The sequence below is a fragment of the Mycobacterium sp. NPDC051804 genome (assembly GCF_044452905.1).
Classification (GTDB): domain Bacteria; phylum Actinomycetota; class Actinomycetes; order Mycobacteriales; family Mycobacteriaceae; genus Mycobacterium.
Genome location: NZ_JBITCD010000004.1, coordinates 784,684 through 801,760 on the forward strand (window position 1 = coordinate 784,684; position 17,077 = coordinate 801,760).

21 protein-coding genes are annotated in these 17,077 nt (G+C 65.9%); 15 read left to right on the forward strand and 6 right to left on the reverse strand.

Annotation, left to right across the window (positions count from 1 at the left end; all coding sequences use genetic code 11):
• Positions 1–17 precede the first annotated feature (17 nt).
• A complete protein-coding gene (locus ACIA48_RS19235; protein WP_396734818.1) occupies positions 18–530 on the reverse strand; it encodes an Rv3235 family protein in 513 nt (170 codons plus the stop codon).
• 189 nt (positions 531–719) lie between these two features.
• On the opposite strand from ACIA48_RS19235, the gene ACIA48_RS19240 reads away from it, so the two are divergent.
• From ACIA48_RS19240 to ACIA48_RS19265, 6 genes are all read left to right on the forward strand, one after another.
• Positions 720–2,129, forward strand: a complete 1,410-nt coding sequence (locus ACIA48_RS19240) for a wax ester/triacylglycerol synthase family O-acyltransferase (protein ID WP_396734821.1) — start codon at positions 720–722, stop codon at positions 2,127–2,129.
• Positions 2,130–2,184: 55 nt separating this feature from the next.
• Complete coding sequence (locus ACIA48_RS19245) at positions 2,185–3,930, forward strand: BCCT family transporter (RefSeq protein ID WP_396734824.1); 1,746 nt, start codon at positions 2,185–2,187, stop codon at positions 3,928–3,930.
• A gap of 9 nt (positions 3,931–3,939) precedes the next feature.
• Positions 3,940–4,437: a DUF6912 family protein gene (locus ACIA48_RS19250; RefSeq protein ID WP_396734827.1), complete on the forward strand. Its 498-nt coding sequence runs from the start codon at positions 3,940–3,942 to the stop codon at positions 4,435–4,437.
• Between the two features lie 79 nt (positions 4,438–4,516).
• On the forward strand, positions 4,517–5,668 hold the full coding sequence (locus ACIA48_RS19255) for a ferredoxin reductase (RefSeq protein WP_396734829.1): 1,152 nt from the start codon (positions 4,517–4,519) through the stop codon (positions 5,666–5,668).
• A 71-nt stretch (positions 5,669–5,739) separates the two neighbouring features.
• Positions 5,740–6,987 carry a fatty acid desaturase family protein gene (locus ACIA48_RS19260; RefSeq protein WP_396734832.1) on the forward strand — a complete coding sequence of 416 codons (1,248 nt, stop codon included), beginning with the start codon at positions 5,740–5,742 and terminating at the stop codon, positions 6,985–6,987.
• A gap of 197 nt (positions 6,988–7,184) precedes the next feature.
• Complete coding sequence (locus ACIA48_RS19265) at positions 7,185–7,412, forward strand: hypothetical protein (RefSeq protein ID WP_396734835.1); 228 nt, start codon at positions 7,185–7,187, stop codon at positions 7,410–7,412.
• Between the two features lie 60 nt (positions 7,413–7,472).
• Here ACIA48_RS19265 and rsgA read toward each other — a convergent pair whose 3' ends face one another.
• The gene (gene rsgA / locus ACIA48_RS19270) at positions 7,473–8,456 is read right to left on the reverse strand and encodes a ribosome small subunit-dependent GTPase A (RefSeq protein WP_396734838.1); all 984 of its coding nucleotides are present in this window, start codon (positions 8,454–8,456) and stop codon (positions 7,473–7,475) included.
• Entirely contained in the window at positions 8,453–9,727 is a 1,275-nt protein-coding gene (gene aroA / locus ACIA48_RS19275) for a 3-phosphoshikimate 1-carboxyvinyltransferase (protein WP_396734841.1), read from the reverse strand. Before aroA ends, rsgA begins: the two co-directional genes overlap by 4 nt.
• A gap of 44 nt (positions 9,728–9,771) precedes the next feature.
• Between aroA and ACIA48_RS19280 the strand changes: the two genes are divergently transcribed.
• From ACIA48_RS19280 to ACIA48_RS19305, 6 genes are all read left to right on the forward strand, one after another.
• The gene (locus ACIA48_RS19280; protein ID WP_396734842.1) at positions 9,772–10,560 is read left to right on the forward strand and encodes an SOS response-associated peptidase; all 789 of its coding nucleotides are present in this window, start codon (positions 9,772–9,774) and stop codon (positions 10,558–10,560) included.
• Positions 10,561–10,609: 49 nt separating this feature from the next.
• The gene (locus tag ACIA48_RS19285) at positions 10,610–10,837 is read left to right on the forward strand and encodes a hypothetical protein (protein ID WP_396734845.1); all 228 of its coding nucleotides are present in this window, start codon (positions 10,610–10,612) and stop codon (positions 10,835–10,837) included.
• Positions 10,834–11,700 (forward strand): oxygenase MpaB family protein, encoded by an 867-nt coding sequence (locus tag ACIA48_RS19290; protein WP_396734848.1) that lies wholly within the window; start codon positions 10,834–10,836, stop codon positions 11,698–11,700. Before ACIA48_RS19285 ends, ACIA48_RS19290 begins: the two co-directional genes overlap by 4 nt.
• Before the next feature lie 2 nt (positions 11,701–11,702).
• Positions 11,703–11,945 carry a hypothetical protein gene (locus tag ACIA48_RS19295; RefSeq protein ID WP_396734850.1) on the forward strand — a complete coding sequence of 81 codons (243 nt, stop codon included), beginning with the start codon at positions 11,703–11,705 and terminating at the stop codon, positions 11,943–11,945.
• A 108-nt stretch (positions 11,946–12,053) separates the two neighbouring features.
• The gene (locus ACIA48_RS19300; RefSeq protein ID WP_396734852.1) at positions 12,054–12,773 is read left to right on the forward strand and encodes a YqjF family protein; all 720 of its coding nucleotides are present in this window, start codon (positions 12,054–12,056) and stop codon (positions 12,771–12,773) included.
• Positions 12,774–12,831: 58 nt separating this feature from the next.
• Entirely contained in the window at positions 12,832–14,007 is a 1,176-nt protein-coding gene (locus ACIA48_RS19305) for an NDMA-dependent alcohol dehydrogenase (RefSeq protein WP_396734855.1), read from the forward strand.
• Between the two features lie 3 nt (positions 14,008–14,010).
• Here the strand turns inward: ACIA48_RS19305 and ACIA48_RS19310 are convergent, their stop codons facing one another.
• On the reverse strand, positions 14,011–14,859 hold the full coding sequence (locus ACIA48_RS19310) for an SDR family oxidoreductase (RefSeq protein ID WP_396734858.1): 849 nt from the start codon (positions 14,857–14,859) through the stop codon (positions 14,011–14,013).
• Positions 14,860–14,898: 39 nt separating this feature from the next.
• Entirely contained in the window at positions 14,899–15,390 is a 492-nt protein-coding gene (locus tag ACIA48_RS19315; RefSeq protein WP_396734861.1) for an aminoacyl-tRNA deacylase, read from the reverse strand.
• A gap of 211 nt (positions 15,391–15,601) precedes the next feature.
• Between ACIA48_RS19315 and ACIA48_RS19320 the strand changes: the two genes are divergently transcribed.
• Positions 15,602–16,249, forward strand: a complete 648-nt coding sequence (locus tag ACIA48_RS19320; RefSeq protein ID WP_396735101.1) for a sigma-70 family RNA polymerase sigma factor — start codon at positions 15,602–15,604, stop codon at positions 16,247–16,249.
• On the forward strand, positions 16,246–16,551 hold the full coding sequence (gene rsrA, locus ACIA48_RS19325) for a mycothiol system anti-sigma-R factor (RefSeq protein ID WP_396734864.1): 306 nt from the start codon (positions 16,246–16,248) through the stop codon (positions 16,549–16,551). The genes ACIA48_RS19320 and rsrA overlap by 4 nt, the downstream gene beginning before the upstream one ends.
• Before the next feature lie 27 nt (positions 16,552–16,578).
• On the opposite strand, the gene ACIA48_RS19330 is transcribed toward rsrA, so the two are convergent.
• Complete coding sequence (locus ACIA48_RS19330; RefSeq protein WP_006245863.1) at positions 16,579–16,674, reverse strand: 50S ribosomal protein bL37; 96 nt, start codon at positions 16,672–16,674, stop codon at positions 16,579–16,581.
• A gap of 168 nt (positions 16,675–16,842) precedes the next feature.
• Between ACIA48_RS19330 and ACIA48_RS19335 the strand changes: the two genes are divergently transcribed.
• Positions 16,843–17,058 carry a biotin/lipoyl-binding carrier protein gene (locus tag ACIA48_RS19335; protein WP_014208824.1) on the forward strand — a complete coding sequence of 72 codons (216 nt, stop codon included), beginning with the start codon at positions 16,843–16,845 and terminating at the stop codon, positions 17,056–17,058.
• Positions 17,059–17,077 lie beyond the last annotated feature (19 nt).

The window sequence follows — 17,077 nt, forward strand, 5'->3', positions numbered from 1 at the left end:
CGCCCGCGGTCAGGGACTCAACCGATCTGCAGAGCGACGATGCGCCAGCGCTCGCGGTAGAGCTCGATGCGTGCCGCGAGCGCACGTACCCGTGCCCCGCTGGTGTACGTACCGAACACCTCGGCCTCGGTGCCGTCGGTTCCGTCGACCATGCGCAGCCGTATCCGGCGCAGCCTCGCGACCGTACGCACACTGCTTGGGCGGCCGGCCCGAACGTGCGACGACCGGCTCAATTCGATGACCGTGTCGATCAGCGCAGGCGCCACCAGCGGTCGCAGCTGCGCGACGGGCCTGCGTCGATCGATGACTTCGAGCACCCGGCGCAGGGCGGCATCGGCGAACGTGACGGCGGTGCGCGGTGGATCCGCTTCCTGAACGGTCCGATATCCGGGTGGCGACGACGGTCGCGCGGCACGGCGGTGCAGCACCGGCGTCGATCGGCACACGGCCATGCCGACCGGCCGCGGCTCGTAGTCGATCACCGGCGACACCAATCGGGCACCCGGGGCGGGGGTGGGGGATGTAGGCATGAAATGCTCTCCGGCGATCGAGGGGGAATGGACGGCATCTGCCGGAGAGTTGCAGATCTGTTCATGATCGCATGGTTTGCAGGGGGTTCTCTGCACCCGTGATGCGCGGCGACAGGTTTGGTCGCTACGTTGGTAAACCAGAACCACCGCGGCCGAGAACCGCGTAGTCAACGAGGGGGCGTCGCGGCGATGGTGACCAGGTTGTCGGCCTCCGACGCGGCGTTCTTCCACAAGGAGAACACGTCGACGCCGATGTACGTGGGGTCGCTGTCGATCCTGCGCAAGCCGCGCAACGGCCTGAGCTACGAGACCTTGCTCGCGACCGTCGAACAGCGTCTTCCGCAGATTCCGCGCTACCGCCAGAAGGTCCGCGAAGTGACGCTCGGCCTCGCGCGCCCGGTTTGGGTGGACGACCCCGACTTCGACATCACCTACCACATTCGCCGCTCGGCGTTACCGTCTCCAGGCAGCGACGACCAGCTGCACGAGTTGATCGCGCGGCTGGGGTCGCGGCCGTTGGACAAGTCCAGGCCGCTGTGGGAGATGTACCTGATCGAGGGGCTGGCCAAGAACCGGATCGCGCTTTACACCAAGTCGCATCAGGCGCTGGTGAACGGGATGACGGCGCTGGAAATCGGACACGTCGTCGCCGACCGCACGCAGAAGCGCCCGGAGTTCGGCGAGGACATCTGGATTCCGGCGCGCGAGCCCAGCGACCGTCGGCTGCTTTTCGGCGCGGTCGGCGAATGGCTGACCCGTCCCGCCGAACAGGTTGGCGAGATGCGTTCGGCGGTCACCGGCGTCGTCACCAACGCCGGTCAGTTGGCTGACGTCGGCAGGCGGTTCGTCGACGTGGTCCGCACCGCCGCGCGGGGCACTGCGCCCAGCAGTCCGCTGAACACCACGGTGTCGCGCAACCGTCGGTTCGCGGTGGCTTCCGGAGACCTGGAGGATTTCCGCCTGGTGCGGGCGAAGTACGACTGTGACGTCAACGACGTCGTGCTCGCGGTGGTGGCCGGCGCGCTGCGAAATTGGCTCCTGTCACGTGGTGAGCCGGTGACGGCGACGACGACCATGCGCGCCATGGCCCCGATGTCGGTGTATCCCGACGCCGACCTGGACACGTCGGGGCCTGGACAGGCGATCAGCGAGGTGTCGCCGTTCCTCGTGGATCTCCCCGTGGGGGAGGGCAATGCGGTGGTCAGGCTGTCACAGATAGCGCACGCCACCGAATCTCATCCCACCGCCGCAAGTCTGGTCGATGCCAGGACCATCGTCACTTTGTCAGGGTTCGCGCCACCGACGTTGCACGCCATGGGAATTCGCGTCGCAACCGACTTCTCGGCGCGACAGTTCAACCTCTTGATCACGAACGTGCCCGGCGCACAGAAGCAGATGTTCGTCGCGGGCACCAAGCTGCTCGAGACGTACTCGGTGCCACCGCTGTTGCGCAACCAGGTTCTGGCCATCGGTGTGACGTCGTACAACGGCATGCTCTACTTCGGCATCAACGCCGACCGCGACGCGATGAGCGATGTCGACATGCTGCCGACGCTGTTGCGCGAATCGCTGGATGAACTGCTTGAAGCCGCACGTTGAACAACCGATTGCCTGATCTTGGTTGAGATGCGGCTGCGGCGGGAATGGCTCATCGGTGACCATCGACGCCGAGAACCCGAAAACGCACACTTCCGTGGGACGGGCCCTCTCGTCACCCACTGACCAGGTCATTCCGCATCCGGTTCTGGATGTACCCGTTGAAGAAGCCGCGTACACGCGGTCGCGTGGAGTCGACTGGGTCGTCTTCGGCGTGACGGCCGCCATCGCGATCGGCTTTCTGGTGTGGGGCTTCGTCAGCACCCCGTCGCTGGCGAACGCGTCCGGCAGCGCACTGACCTGGGTGATGGACAACACCGGGTGGTTGTTCGTCCTGACCGGCTCGGGGTTCGTGATCTTCGTGCTGTGGCTGGCGCTCGGCCGCTACGGCACGATCCCGCTGGGCCGCGACGACGAGGAGCCCGAGTTCAATGGCGTCTCCTGGATCGCCATGATGTTCTCCGCGGGCATGGGCATCGGCCTGATGTTCTTCGGTGTCGCCGAACCCCTGACACACTTCACCACCCCGCCACCTGGGACCGGCGACGCTGGAAATCCGGAGGCGGTTCAGAACGCGTTGGCGACCACGCTGTTTCACTGGACCTTGCACCCCTGGGCGATCTACGCGGTCGTCGGTCTGGCGATCGCCTACGGCGTGTACCGAAAGGGCCGGCTGCAGTTGATCAGCGCGGCGTTCGAGCCGCTGCTGGGCTCACGCGCAAACGGCCCGTGGGGCAAGGTCATCGACATGCTGGCGATCTTCGCCACGCTGTTCGGTTCAGCGGCGTCACTTGGGTTGGGGGCGCTACAGATTCGCAGCGGACTGCAGATCGTCGGCGGCATCGGCGAAACCGGCAACACGATCCTGATCGTTATCATCACCGTGCTGACTATCGCGTTCGTGCTGTCCGCGGTGTCGGGGATCGCCCGCGGTATCCAGTGGCTGTCGAATATCAACATGGTGCTGGCCGTCTCGCTGGCACTGTTCGTATTCGTTGTCGGCCCAACGGTTTTCATCCTCAACCTGATGCCAACCGCAATGGCCAGCTACCTGGGCGACATCGCGATGATGTCCGCGCGCACCGGCGCCGAAGGTGCCGAGGTCAACACCTGGCTGCAGACGTGGACCATCTTCTACTGGGCGTGGTGGGTGTCGTGGACGCCGTTCGTCGGCATGTTCATCGCGCGAATCTCACGTGGGCGCACCATTCGGCAGTTCGTCGCGGGAGTGCTGCTGGTGCCCAGCGTTGTTTCGCTGGTGTGGTTCGCGGTCTTCGGCGGAGCCGCGATCAAGGTCCAGCAGGAAGGTGTCGACCTCGCGGGCGAGGGCACCATCGAGGCGCAACTGTTCGGTCTGCTCGACCAGTACCCGATCGCGACCATCGCGAGCGTCCTGGTGATGGTGCTCGTCGCGATCTTCTTCGTTTCCGGTGCCGACGCGGCGTCGATCGTCATGGGTTCGCTCTCCGAACGGGGGACCATCAAACCGGGCCGGGCCACCGTCATCTTCTGGGGTGTCGCAATGGGAGCGGTGGCGGCGGTGATGCTGCTCGTCGGCGGAGAAGATGCGCTGAAGGGCCTGCAGACCATCACCATCATCGCGGCCCTGCCCTTCCTGCTCGTCATGATCGGCCTGGCGATCGCGTTGGTGAAAGACCTGCGCAACGACCCGAAGGTGGTGCGACGGCAGTACGCGTCTGAAGCGGTCAACAATGCCGTCGTCAGCGGGGTCACTCAGCACGGCGACGACTTCGTGATCTCCGTGGAGAAGGATCCTGAAGCCGGCAACCGCGGCGCCGGTTAATCTTCCGGCGTGCGTGTGTACGTGCCAGCGACCCTGGCCATGTTGCAGCAGCTCGTCGCGGACCAGCTGCTGCATGCCCGTAGCGGAACGGCGTTCGCGGTGACCCCGACGCTGCGCGAGGCCTATGCCCAGGGCGACGACGACGAGCTGGCCGATGTGGCTTTGCGCGAGGCGGCGCTGGCGTCGCTGCGGCTGCTCGCAGGGGAGGGCGCATCGGACATGCCGACCCGCCGCGCGGTGGTGGTGGCCGAGGCGGGTGATCCGACACCCCGACCCGATCTCGACGACGCGGTGGTCCGATTGTCCGGCCCGATCGCGTTCAGCGACGTGATCGCGGCCTACATCGACAACGCCGATGCCGAGCCCGCGGTGGTGGCGGCGATAGAAGCCGTCGACGAAGCCGACCTCGGTGACGAAGACGCGGAGTTCGTGGTCGGCGACGCCCAGGACCACGATCTGGCCTGGTATGCGCCGCAGGAACTGCCGTTCTTGCTCGAGCTGCTCTGAGGATCCGGCTGTCCAGTGTGACCAAAACGACGGGTCAGGGACTTCATACGGGGCCGTAAGTTACGGTACCGTAGGTTTCGTGGCCAAGAACTCGATCAAGGTCTCGGCCAATGTCGCCGATACGGTGCGAACGGGAGTGGCCGGGGAAAAGCATCCAGCCTGGCACGCGCTCCGCACTGTTGCCGCGCGCATCACCACACCGCTGCTGCCCGACGACTATCTGAAGCTCGCGAACCCGCTGTGGTCGGCCCGTGAACTGCGCGGCCGCGTCGTGGAGGTACGCCGCGAGACGGAGGATTCGGCGACTCTGGTCATCAAGCCGGGGTGGGGATTCTCCTTCAACTACCAGCCAGGCCAGTACATCGGCATCGGGCTGCTGGTTGACGGACGCTGGCGGTGGCGGTCGTACTCACTAACTTCCAGCCCGGTGACGCGCGGCGCCGCGGCGAAATCGAACCGCACCATCACAATCACGGTCAAGGCCATGCCCGAGGGGTTCCTGTCGACGCACCTCGTCGGCGGGGTGGCACCCGGCACTATCGTGCGGCTGGCCGCGCCGCAGGGCAACTTCGTGATGCCCGATCCGGCGCCGGCGAAGGTGCTGTTCATCACCGGCGGCTCGGGCATTACCCCGGTGATGTCGATGCTGCGCACGCTGACCCGTCGCGACCAGATCACCGACGTTGTCCACTTACATTCGGCGCCAACGGAATCCGACGTGCTGTTTGGCTCGGAGCTGGCAGATCTGCAGCGTCGACACGACGGCTACCGCCTGCGTCTGCGCGCCACCAGGACCGAGGGCCGCCTGGATCTGTCGCGTCTCGACGACGAGGTACCCGACTGGCGGGAGCGTCAGGTGTGGGCGTGCGGGCCCGAGGGCATGCTCGAGTCCGCCGAGCGCGCCTGGTCGGCCGCCGGCCTCGCCGAGATGCTGCATCTGGAGCGATTCGCGGTGTCGAAGGCTGCGCCGCACGGGCAGGGCGGCACCGTCGAGTTCGCGCGCAGCGGCAAGACCGTCACCGTGGACGCCGCGACGCCGCTGATGGACGCCGGTGAGAACGCCGGTGTCCGGATGCCGTTCGGCTGCAGGATGGGTATCTGTCAATCGTGCGTCGTGGGCCTGCTTGACGGGCATGTCCGCGATCTGCGCACAGGTGTCGAACACGAACCCGGCACGCGCATACAAACGTGCGTATCCGCCGCTTCGGGGGATTGCGTACTGGACGTTTAGGCTTTACTGACCGGTAACCTACGGCAAGGTAGGTTACGGTAGCGTAGGTAGACGAGAGGAGGGTTTGAACGATGGCGATCACTGACGTCCCCGAATTTGCACATTTGTCCGAGGCGGACATCGAGAGTCTGGCCCATGAGCTGGACTCCATCCGTCAGGACATCGAAGACTCCCGCGGCGAGCGCGACGCGCGCTATATCCGCCGCACCATCGCCGCCCAGCGCGCTCTGGAACTGGCGGGCCGGCTCACGCTGGCTGCCAGCTCGCGCCGCTCGGCGTGGTGGGCGGGCACGATCACCCTGGGCGTGGCCAAGATCATCGAGAACATGGAGATCGGCCACAACGTCATGCACGGCCAGTGGGACTGGATGAACGATCCCGAGATTCACTCCTCGACGTGGGAGTGGGACATGAGCGGGTCGTCCAAGCACTGGCGGTTCACCCACAACTTCATGCACCACAAGTACACCAACATCCTGGGCATGGATGACGATGTGGGCTACGGCGTCATCCGTGTGACGCGCGACGCGAAGTGGAAGCCGTTCAACCTCTACGGCAACCTGCTGTTCAACACCCTGCTGGCCATCGGCTTCGAGTGGGGCGTCGGACTGCAGCACCTGGAGCTCGGCAAGATCGCCAAGGGCGGCGACGACCGTGCCGCGACGCTGGTCCGGATGCGCGAGTTCGGCGTGAAGGCAGGCCACCAGATCGCCAAGGACTACGTGGTGTGGCCGGCGCTGACGTCGCTGTCGCCGGGTGCGACCTTCAAGTCGACGCTGAAAGCCAACGCGGTCGCCAACGTCATCCGCAACGTGTGGGCCAATGCCGTGATCTTCTGTGGCCATTTCCCTGACGGCGCAGAGAAATTCACCAAGACCGACATGGTCGGTGAGAGCAAGGGCCAGTGGTACCTGCGCCAAATGCTGGGCAGTGCCAACTTCGAAGCGGGGCCTGCGCTGCGGTTCATGAGCGGCAACCTGTCCCATCAGATCGAACACCACCTGTTCCCGGACCTGCCGAGCAACCGGTACGAGGAGATCGGGATCCGGGTGCGCCAGTTGTGCGACAAGTACGACCTGCCGTACACGACGGGCAATTTCCTGGTGCAGTACGGCAAGACGTGGCGGACGATCGCCAAATTGTCACTGCCGGACAAGTACCTGAGCGACACCCGCGACGATGCACCGGAGACCCGCAGCGAGCGGATGTTCGACGACCTCGCGCCCGAACAGCGACGTGGGCTGAAGTCGGCCATCGCCGCGGTGCGTGCACGCCGCCGCGGAAAGCGTCTGCAGAGTGGCCGCGAGTTGGCCGCCTGATCTGATCGACCGAGAAGGCCCTCCCCATGTGGGGAGGGCTTTTTCGTGCCGGGGTCCGCCGATCGGGGGACAGGGAAATCCCCCGATGTCACCGCTGATCGGCCGACATACCACACCTCCCCGAAGCGGCATTCTTGAGCCATAGCCGGAACGCCCCGGCTGGCAAACGAAAAGCCAACTCACACAGGAGGATTGATATGAACAACCACAACTTCGCCAAGACGGTCGCCCGCTTCGCGCTGCCGCTGGCCATCGGTGCCGCCGCGCTGGGCATGGCAGGTGTTGCCAACGCTCAGACACACGAGCCGGTCGGTCCGGGCTATCAGTACGCCCCGACCACCACCGCGCATGCCCAGCCGCACGCTCCGACCGCGCACCACGGTGTGGGCCGGGTCGAGCAGGAGGTGCCCGGCTACCACCGCTAAATTCGGACCCCCTCTAGAGGCCCTCCCGGAAACGGGAGGGCCTCACCCATCTCGGCCCCGTTATTGGCCCTCCCGCAGCGCTGCCAGCAGTCGGCGTGCCGCAGCGACCCGGTCGGCGGCGGGGCCGGTCAGCGTGTCGAGCGCGCATTCGGGATCGGCGGGCGGCCCCATGTGGCCGCAACCCCTCGGGCAGTCTTTGATCGCCTCGGCCAGGTCGGAGAAGGCGAGCATCACGTCGTCGGGTTCGATGTGCGCGAGGCCGAATGAGCGGATCCCCGGGGTATCGATCACCCAGCCGCCCATGCTCAACGGCAACGCCACCGATTGCGTCGATGTATGCCTGCCCCTACCGATATCGGTCACCTCGCCGGTCGCCCGATCTGCCTCTGGGACAAGACGATTCACCAATGTCGACTTGCCGACGCCGGAATGTCCCAACAGCACGGTCACCTTTCTCGCGAGCAGGGGGGCGACGGCGTCCAGAGGATCGTCACGACCGGCGGTGGTGACCGTGAGGTCGAGGTCGGCGAACTCGGCGGCGAAAGGCTCGGCGGGCGCCAGATCGGTCTTGGTTAGGCACAGAATGGGTTCGAGGCCGCCGGCGTACGCGGCGATCAGCGCGCGCTGCACCAGGCCGGTGCGCGGCGGCGGATCGGCGAGCGCGACCACGATCAGGAGCTGATCTGCGTTTGCGACCACGACGCGTTCGGTGGGATCGGTGTCATCCGCGGTGCGCCGCAACACGGTTCGGCGCTCGCCGCGCCGCACGATGCGAGCCAGTGTGTCCTGCTTACCCGAGACATCGCCGACAATGCCGACGTCGTCGCCGACGACGATCGGCGTGCGCCCCAGCTCGCGTGCCCGCATGGCGGTGACGCGTCGCTCGGGGTCGTGGTCGAGCGCGCAGCCCCACCGGCCGCGGTCGACGGTGACCACCATTGCCTCCTGGGCGTCGGCGTGATCCGGTCGGGTCTTCGTTCGCGGCCGCGATCCTCTGCCGGGACGGACCCGGACATCGGACTCGTCGTACTCGCGAGGGCTCAATCGCCCGCCAGCATGTCGGCCCACATCTGCGGGAAGTCGGGCAGCGTCTTGGCGGTGGTGCCGATGTCCTCGACCTCGATACCGTCGACGCGCAATCCAACGATCGCGCCGGCGGTCGCCATCCGGTGATCGGCATAGGACCGCCACAAGCCGCCGTGCAGCGTGCGTGCGGTGATCACGAGACCGTCCGGCGTCTCCTCGCATTCCCCGCCGAGACCGTTGATCTCCGCGGAAAGCGCTGCCAGACGGTCGGTTTCGTGCCCGCGCAGGTGTGCTACGCCACGCAGCCGTGACACCGACCCCTCGGGTGCCACGGCGGCCAGCGCGGCCACCGCAGGTGTCAGCTCGCCCACCTCGTGGAGGTCGACGTCGATGGCCGTGTGGGACTGGGGTCCCTGTACTTCCAGATAAGACTCACCTTGGCGGACAACGGAACCCAGGTTTTTCAGGATCGTCAGGATCGTGTCTGCCGGCTGCACGCTGGCCGGCGGCCACCCCACGATGCGCACGGCTCCTCCGGTGACCACCGCGGCGGCCAGGAATGGGACCGCGTTCGAGAGGTCGGGCTCGATGATCCAGTGCCGCGCCGCGATCGGGCCGGGGGAGACGTGCCACCGGTTGGCCCGCGCGTCGTCGACGTCGACTCCGGCGTCGCGAAGCATGGCCACCGTCATGGCGATGTGCGGGGCGGAGGGGACCGACTCCCCGGTGTGCACGATCGTCAAGCCGTTGGCGAACGCCGCGCCGGAGAGCAGTAGGCCGGACACGAACTGCGAGGACGACGATGCGTCGATCTCGACCGTTCCACCTGCTGCCGATCCGGATCCGTGGACGGTGAACGGCAGCGCGTCGCCGTCGATGTCGACACCGAGACCGCGCAGCGCCTCGAGCAGCGGTGCGATGGGTCGTGACCGAGCCTGCTCGTCACCGTCGAACGTCACGTGCGTCGTGCTGAGCGCCGCTACCGGCGGCACGAACCTCAGGACAGTACCGGCCAGGCCGCAATCGATGGAGGTGCCCGGCCGCGGGTCGATCGCGCCGCTGAGCGTCAGCTCGGTGTCCGCGCCCTCAACCGTGACGCCGAGCGCGGCGACGGCGCCGATCATCAGGTCGGTGTCGCGGCTGCGCAATGCGCCGCTGATCGTCGACGTGCCGTTCGCCGTCGCCAGCGCTGACAGCACCAGCGCACGATTGGTCAGCGATTTCGAGCCCGGCACGGTGACCGTGGCATGCACGGGACGCGAGGTCGACGGTGCCTGCCAGTTGTTCACGCCTACATCCTGCCCTGTCGGTTCGCCGTGCCAACATGGGATATATGTGTGGACGATTCGCAGTGACCACCGATCCGGCGCTCTTGGCCGAGAAGATCAAGGCGATTGACGAGACCACAGCGGCCATCAAGAAGGACGCCGAAAACGGGGCCAACTACAACGTCGCACCCACGACGACGATCAGCAGCGTGGTCAAACGTCACAGCGAGCCCGACGACGAGTCGACCCGACGGGTGCGGTCGATGCGGTGGGGGCTGGTCCCGCCGTGGGCCAAGACCAACGAGGACGGCGGTCCGGACACCAAGGGGCCGCTGCTGATCAACGCGCGTTCCGAGAAGCTGACCACCTCGCCGGTATTCCGCAATTCGGCCAAGAACAAGCGGTGCCTCGTGCCGATGGACGGCTGGTACGAATGGCGGCCCAATGGCGAGGCTTCATCTTCCAAGGCGGGCAAGAAGGCGCCGAAGACGCCGTTCTACATGTTCGGCGGCGACGGTGAGCCGCTGTTCATGGCGGGGTTGTGGTCGACGTGGCGTCCCAAAGGCGCACCGAAGGACTCGTTACCGCTGGTGAGTTGCACGATCATCACCACCGACGCTGCGGGCCCGCTGGCCGAGATCCACGACCGCATGCCGCTGACGATCAGTGAGCGCGATTGGGACCGCTGGCTGGATCCGGACGCTCCGATCGACGAGGGGCTGCTGCGGGGGCATGGCGACCTGGACCGGATCGAGATCCGCGAGGTGTCCCGACTGGTCAACAGCATTCGCAACAACGGCCCGGAGTTGATCGAGCCGGCCGAGCCCGAACCTGAACAAGCCACGCTGCTTTAGGGGATTTTCGACCGAAGTGCGCACTTCAAGCCGGAATAGCCATTAACATATGGACGTGCTTACGGCTGTCAGGAAGGTTCTCGCCTTCGAGATGACGATCGCCGAATGGATCGGGACCGCGATTATTCTCGCTGTCCCCTATCTGCTCGTCGGCATGGTGTGGACCTTTGTCGCGGGCGACCAACTCGGCTGGCACGGTCCCGCGCGAATCCTGTCGATTCTCGTCTCGATCGCGACGTGGCCGGTGCTGCTGGTCTCGGCGGTGTGCACGATATGACGCTTGACGACTGCCGCATCACCGTCCGCAGGCGGACGGCTCGGTGGGACCCCGATGAATCGGTCAGTGCGGCCGGCGCGATGGACTTCTGGTCGTTCGCGGCGGGCGCTGCCAACGTCATCATGCAGTTGGCGCGGCCCGGGGTGGGCTACGGCGTCGTCGAAAGCAAGGTGGACTCGGGCAATCTGCTCAAGCATCCGTGGAAGCGGGCCAGGACGACGTTCCAGTACCTCGCGGTCGCGATCATCGGGACGCCCGAGGACCGTGCGGCGTTCCGCGAGGCCGTCAACAGTGCGCACCGGCACGTCAAATCCGCACCGGATAGTCCGGTGCGTTACAACGCCTTTGACCGCGACCTGCAGATGTGGGTGGCGGCGTGCCTGTTCGTCGGGCTGGAAGACACGTATCAACTGTTGCGTGGCGAGATGACCCCCGAACAGTCTGAGCAGTTCTACCGGTCGGCGTGGACATTGGGCACGACGCTGCAGGTGACCGAAGACCAATGGCCGCCCACCCGAGCAGAATTCGACGACTATTGGGCCACGGCGTGCGGCCAGGTCGATGTCGACGATCGTGTCCGCGGCTATCTGGAAGACCTGCTGAACCTGCACATGATCAATCCAGTGCTCGGCCTGCCGTTCCGGCCGCTGCTCAAATTCCTCACCGTCGGATTCCTGGCTCCCGTGTTCCGTCGTGCCATGGGTGTGAAGTGGAGCGATTCCAGGCAGTGGCTCTTCGAAAGTCTTTTCCTGGTAGTCGCTTTCGCGAACAGATTCCTACCGGTATTCGTCCGTCAGGGCGGCAGCTACGTGCTGCTCGCCGACGTCCGGCGCCGGGTGCGCCAGGAACGCGCGTTGGTGTGATCATGCTGCGCCGGGTGCTGTCGCGACGGGTGAGTGTGGCCGCGATGATCGAGTTGGCGCTGTGGCTGGCGATTCCCTACCTGATCATCGGATTGGTGTGGGCGTTCTTCGACGCCGAGCAGGTGCAACTGATCCAGACCGCGCTGCAAACCCGGATTCCGGCCGGCTCGGAGATTCTCGCCATTGTGCAGACAGCCGTCATGTGGCCCCATCTGATGCTCGGCGCAGAGGTCTGCGTGGCGTGACGGCCCGGGGACATCGTCGAGACTGCTGAGAGAGCGCGTTAAGGCGTAAATGTGCGATCTCCCAGCAGTCTCGACGAACAGTGCTCACGCACGTGTCACGATGAGGCAGTGAGCTTCCAGGCGATCGCACCGCCGCTGCCGCGGCCCGTGCTGTTCGGCCAGTTCTGGGGCGACCTCACGTTCGTGCACTGGCCGGTGCAGCCGGAGCGCATCGCGCACCTGTTCCCGCCGGGCACCCGTCCGGACGTGTTCTCCGACGGGCTGACCTACGCAGCGCTGGTGCCGTTCTACATGCGCCACAGCGCGCTTGGCACCTCATTGCGACTGCCGTACTTCGGCCGGTTTGCCGAGACGAACATCCGGCTGTACTCCGTCGACGAGGCCGGCCGCCACGGCGTGCTCTTCAGATCGCTGGAGACGCAGCGACTCGCCGTGGTGGGCTTCACCCGCGCGACGATGGGTGTTCCGTATACCTGGGCGAAGATGCGCGTGACCCGCCGTGACGACGAGATTTCGTATTCCAGTGTGCGGCGGTGGCCCACACGAGGACTGCGCAGCACGCTCAGAGTGCGGATCGGCGACGAGGTGACACCCACGCCCCTGGAGGTGTGGCTCACGGCGCGCTGGGGCGCGCACACCCGGAAGGCCGCGACAACGTGGTGGGTGCCCAACGAACATTGCGAGTGGCCGCTGCACGAGGCCCAGATCCTCGACCTCGACGACGACCTGCTCGCCGCGAGCGGAGTTACCGCCACGGGTGAGCGGATGCGTGCGTTGTTCTCGCCGGGCGTGCACGCGCGGTTCGGCAAGCCCTCAAAAGTGAACTGACCGAAGCGGGTAATGCCATATGCACCCGAAGTGAGTTCGACAGTGTGACGCTTCATCCATGACAACTGGGGTGACGTGTCAGGCGGCTGTGCTGCGGGGAGTCGGCAACGAATGGGAGATCGAGGACATAACCCTCGATGCTCCGCGCGACGGTGAAGTCCTGGTGAAGATGGCGGTGGCCGGCGTCTGCCACTCCGACGACCACTACGCCACCGGCGACGGCGTCATGTCACCGGAGCTCACAGCGATCGTGGAAGCCACAGGTGGATCGGCTCCGGAGTATTTCCCGATGGTCGGCGGGCACGAAGGTGCTGGCGTCGTAGAGCAAGTCGGCTCGGGGGTGCGGTCGGTTCGGCCGGGCGACCGTGTCGCGACCTCGTTCATACCCGCCTGCGGGAGGTGTCGGTGGTGTGTGTCTGGCATGACGTATTTGTGTGACGCGGGCGCATTGATGTTCTCCAAGGGAATGACGACCGACGGCACCAGCCGGCGTCACCTCGGTGCGGAAGAGCTGACCGCGATGACGCAGCTCGGCACGTTCTCGGAGTACATGGTCGTCGCCGAGGAGTCGATCATCAAAATCGACGAATCCATTCCATTCGAAGCCGCTTCTTTGGTGTCCTGTGGCGTGACGACGGGGTGGGGATCGGCCACCGTCGGCGTTGGAACGGAGGTCGGCGACACCGTCGTCGTCGTCGGCACCGGTGGGGTGGGGATCAACGCCGTGCAGGGTGCCCGTGCCGCGGGCGCCAATGCGGTGGTCGCCGTGGATCCCGTTGATTTCAAACGTGATACCGCGAAGTTCTTCGGCGCGACGGATACCAGCCCCTCGATGGAGGAAGCCTTCTTGATGGTCAAGGAGATCACGAACGGCGTGATGGCCGACCGTGTTGTGCTGACCCCAAGTGTGCTCTACGCAGAACTGCTGGCGCCCGCTCTGGCGCTGACGCGCAAAGGCGGCACCTGTCTGATGACCGCGATCCCGAAGCTGGACCTCAACTTGGTTCCGATGTTACTCGTCGACATGATCCAGGGCTGCAAGACGCTCAAGGGTCTGCTTTATGGCGGCATGAATCCCCGCGCCAGCATGCCGATGCTGCTGTCGCAGTACCGAAGTGGCAACCTCAAACTCGACGAGCTCGTGACGAAGCGGTATCGCCTCGACCAGATCAACGACGCCATTACCGACATGCGCGAAGGCCGAAACATCCGCGGCATGATCGAATTCGGCTGAGAGTCAGGGGCCGGTGTATCCCGGCGGGTTCGGGGTGTCCACCCACAGGTCGACGCCGAGCTCGGCGCCCGGAATGCAGTCGTAGACAGACAGGTCGGTGACGCCGGACTCCAGCAGCACGTCCTCGCACAGCAGAGTGTTGCCGGTGTACTCGCGGGCTGGTTTGTTAAGGATCACGTACGCCGCGTCGGAGTACACCTCGGGTTTACGGGCCCGGCCCATGGCCTCGTCGCCACCGAGCAGGTTCTGCACCGCCGCCGTCGCCACCATTGTGCGGGGCCACAGCGTGTTGGACGCGATGCCCGCATCGCGCATCTCCTCGGCTATTCCTAAGGCGCACAATGTCATTCCGTACTTGGCCATCATGTAGGCGGTGGGCTTGAGCCACTTGGGCTCCAACCGGATCGGCGGCGACAGCGTCAGGATGTGCGGGTTGTCGCGTCCCATCATGTGCGGAATGCACGCCTGCGACACGGAATAGGTGCCCCGCACCTGGATCCCATTCATCAGATCGAACCGCTTGAGCGGGACCTCGGTCACTGAACCCAGGTTGATCGCCGAGGCGTTGTTCACGCAGATATCGATACCGCCGAACTGGGCGACGGCCTGATCCACAGCAGCGGTGACGGAGTCACCGTCGCGGATGTCGCCGACGATCGGCAACGCCTGCCCGCCCGCCTCCTCGATCTCCTTGGCCGCGGTGTAGACCGTGCCCTCGAGCTTGGGGTGCGGCTCGGCCGTCTTGGCGACCAATGCGATATTCGCGCCGTCGGCCGCCGCGCGCTTGGCGATCGCCAGCCCGATACCGCGGCTGGCGCCGGAGATGAACATGGTCTTCCCTGAGAGCGACATGGCCTCACCCTATGACTCCGCCCACGTTCGGCGGGAAGTTCAGGCGCGAATGGCGGCGGTGACGGCGTTGGTCAGTGCTATCAGGTCTCGCGGATGCACCGCGACGTCCCAGCCGCGCTTGCCCGCGCTGCACAACACGCGATCCCAGCCCAGCGCGGACTCGTCAACGACCGTCGGCAGCGGCCTGCGCTGGCCGAACGGCGAGATCCCGCCGATCACGTAGCCGCTCGAACGTTCGGCGGCAGCGCGGTCGGCCATCGTGGCCTTCGGCACGCCCAGCGCGGTGGCCGTCGCCTTGAGCGAGAGCTTGGCGGGCACCGGGAGAACCGCCACGCCCAGTAGTCCCGCCGGCAGGGCAACCACCAGCGTCTTGAACACCTGCTCGGGATCGACGCCCTCCGCGTGCGCCAGGGCCTGAGCGGCCTCCTCGCCGAACGACGCGTTGCGGGGGTCGTGGTGGTACTGGAGGACCTCGTGGGCCACCCCGCCAGCCACGAGGGCCGCGATCGCCGGAGTTGCCGCGCGCGCCACGGGCTTGAGCGTAGTGCGGGAACAAGCTTGGCCGGTGGCGCTGTTATTGACGGCAGTCAGGGCCGTCAGCAGCGGCGGCCGGGAGAGATGTCCGTCTCAACCTCTACGATCGAAGGAGGGGTCTAAGGTGCCAGCACTTGCCTTGGAGCGTCCGGTGGACCTACCGGACCTGTTTGGTGGCGCCGCTACAGAAGGGACGGTGCTTCCCGCTATGACCGACAACGACGGGTCGCAGCCTGATTCGGCGCCCGCCAGATCGGACGAGTCAGACGCCGAGCTGACCGCCCGGTTCGAGCGTGACGCGATACCGCTGCTGGACCAGCTCTACGGCGGCGCGCTGCGCATGACGCGCAATCCCGCGGACGCCGAGGACCTGCTGCAGGAAACCATGGTCAAGGCCTACGCCGGTTTTCGCTCGTTCCGCGAGGGCACGAACCTCAAGGCGTGGCTGTACCGAATCCTGACCAACACCTACATCAACAGTTACCGCAAAAAGCAGCGGCAGCCTGCGGAGTATCCGACCGACGAGATCACCGATTGGCAGCTCGCGGCCAACGCCGAGCACTCGTCGACCGGGCTGCGCTCCGCGGAGGTCGAGGCCTTGGAGGCCCTTCCGGACAGCGAGATCAAAGACGCTTTGCAGGCGCTGCCAGAGGAGTTTCGGATGGCGGTGTATTACGCCGACGTGGAAGGCTTCCCGTATAAGGAGATCGCCGAGATCATGGATACTCCGATTGGCACCGTCATGTCCCGGCTGCACCGAGGCAGGCGTCAGCTGCGCGAATTGCTCGCCGATGTGGCCCGCGACCGCGGATTCATCCGAGGCGAACAGGTCGCGCCCGAGGAGGTCTCGTCATGAGCACGACCCCTGGTGACGAGCGCTGGCAGCCGCCGGTCGGTCCGGTCGACCCGGAGCACCCCGAGTGCGCCGCGGTGATCGCCGAGGTCTGGACGCTGCTCGACGGCGAATGCACCGCCGAAACCCGCGACAAGCTGCGCCATCACCTCGAAGAGTGCCCGGCATGCCTACGTCATTACGGCATGGAGGAGCGGGTGAAGTTGCTCATCGCGAGGAAGTGCGGCGGCGAAAAGGCGCCTGACAGCCTGCGTGAGCGGCTGCGAATCGAGATCAGCCGCACCACCATCATCCGGCGCGGCTGAGGCCGTCCGCCGGGCTGATAACGCCGACTAGCGGCCCACTGACTTCGAGCCCGCGTTGGGCCGCTTGCCGTGGTTGGCCTTCGAATGCTTGCGGTCGCGCTTCTTACGGCCACGCTTAGCCATGGTCGTCCTCCATTCGGTACTGCGGATTGTGGAGCCCGCGTCAGGCGGGCGTTCGTAGCTATTCTCTCACGGCCTGGCGACACTTCTGTCCGGGCGGTGGTGTGGTTCGATATGAGCGTCAGGCACGCGGAGCCGGGTGCCGACGATAAAGACTCCGAAGGGGTGAAGATGGCCGAGGATGTTCGCGCCGAGATCGTGGCCAGTGTGCTCGAGGTCGTGGTAAACGAGGGCGATCAGATCGGTGAGGGCGACACCCTGGTGCTGCTGGAGTCGATGAAGATGGAGATCCCGGTGCTGGCCGAGGTCGCGGGCACCGTCAGCAAGGTGAGTGTGTCCGTCGGCGACGTGATCCAGGCCGGCGACCTCATCGCGGTGATCAGCTGACGCGGGTTCGACGCCCGCA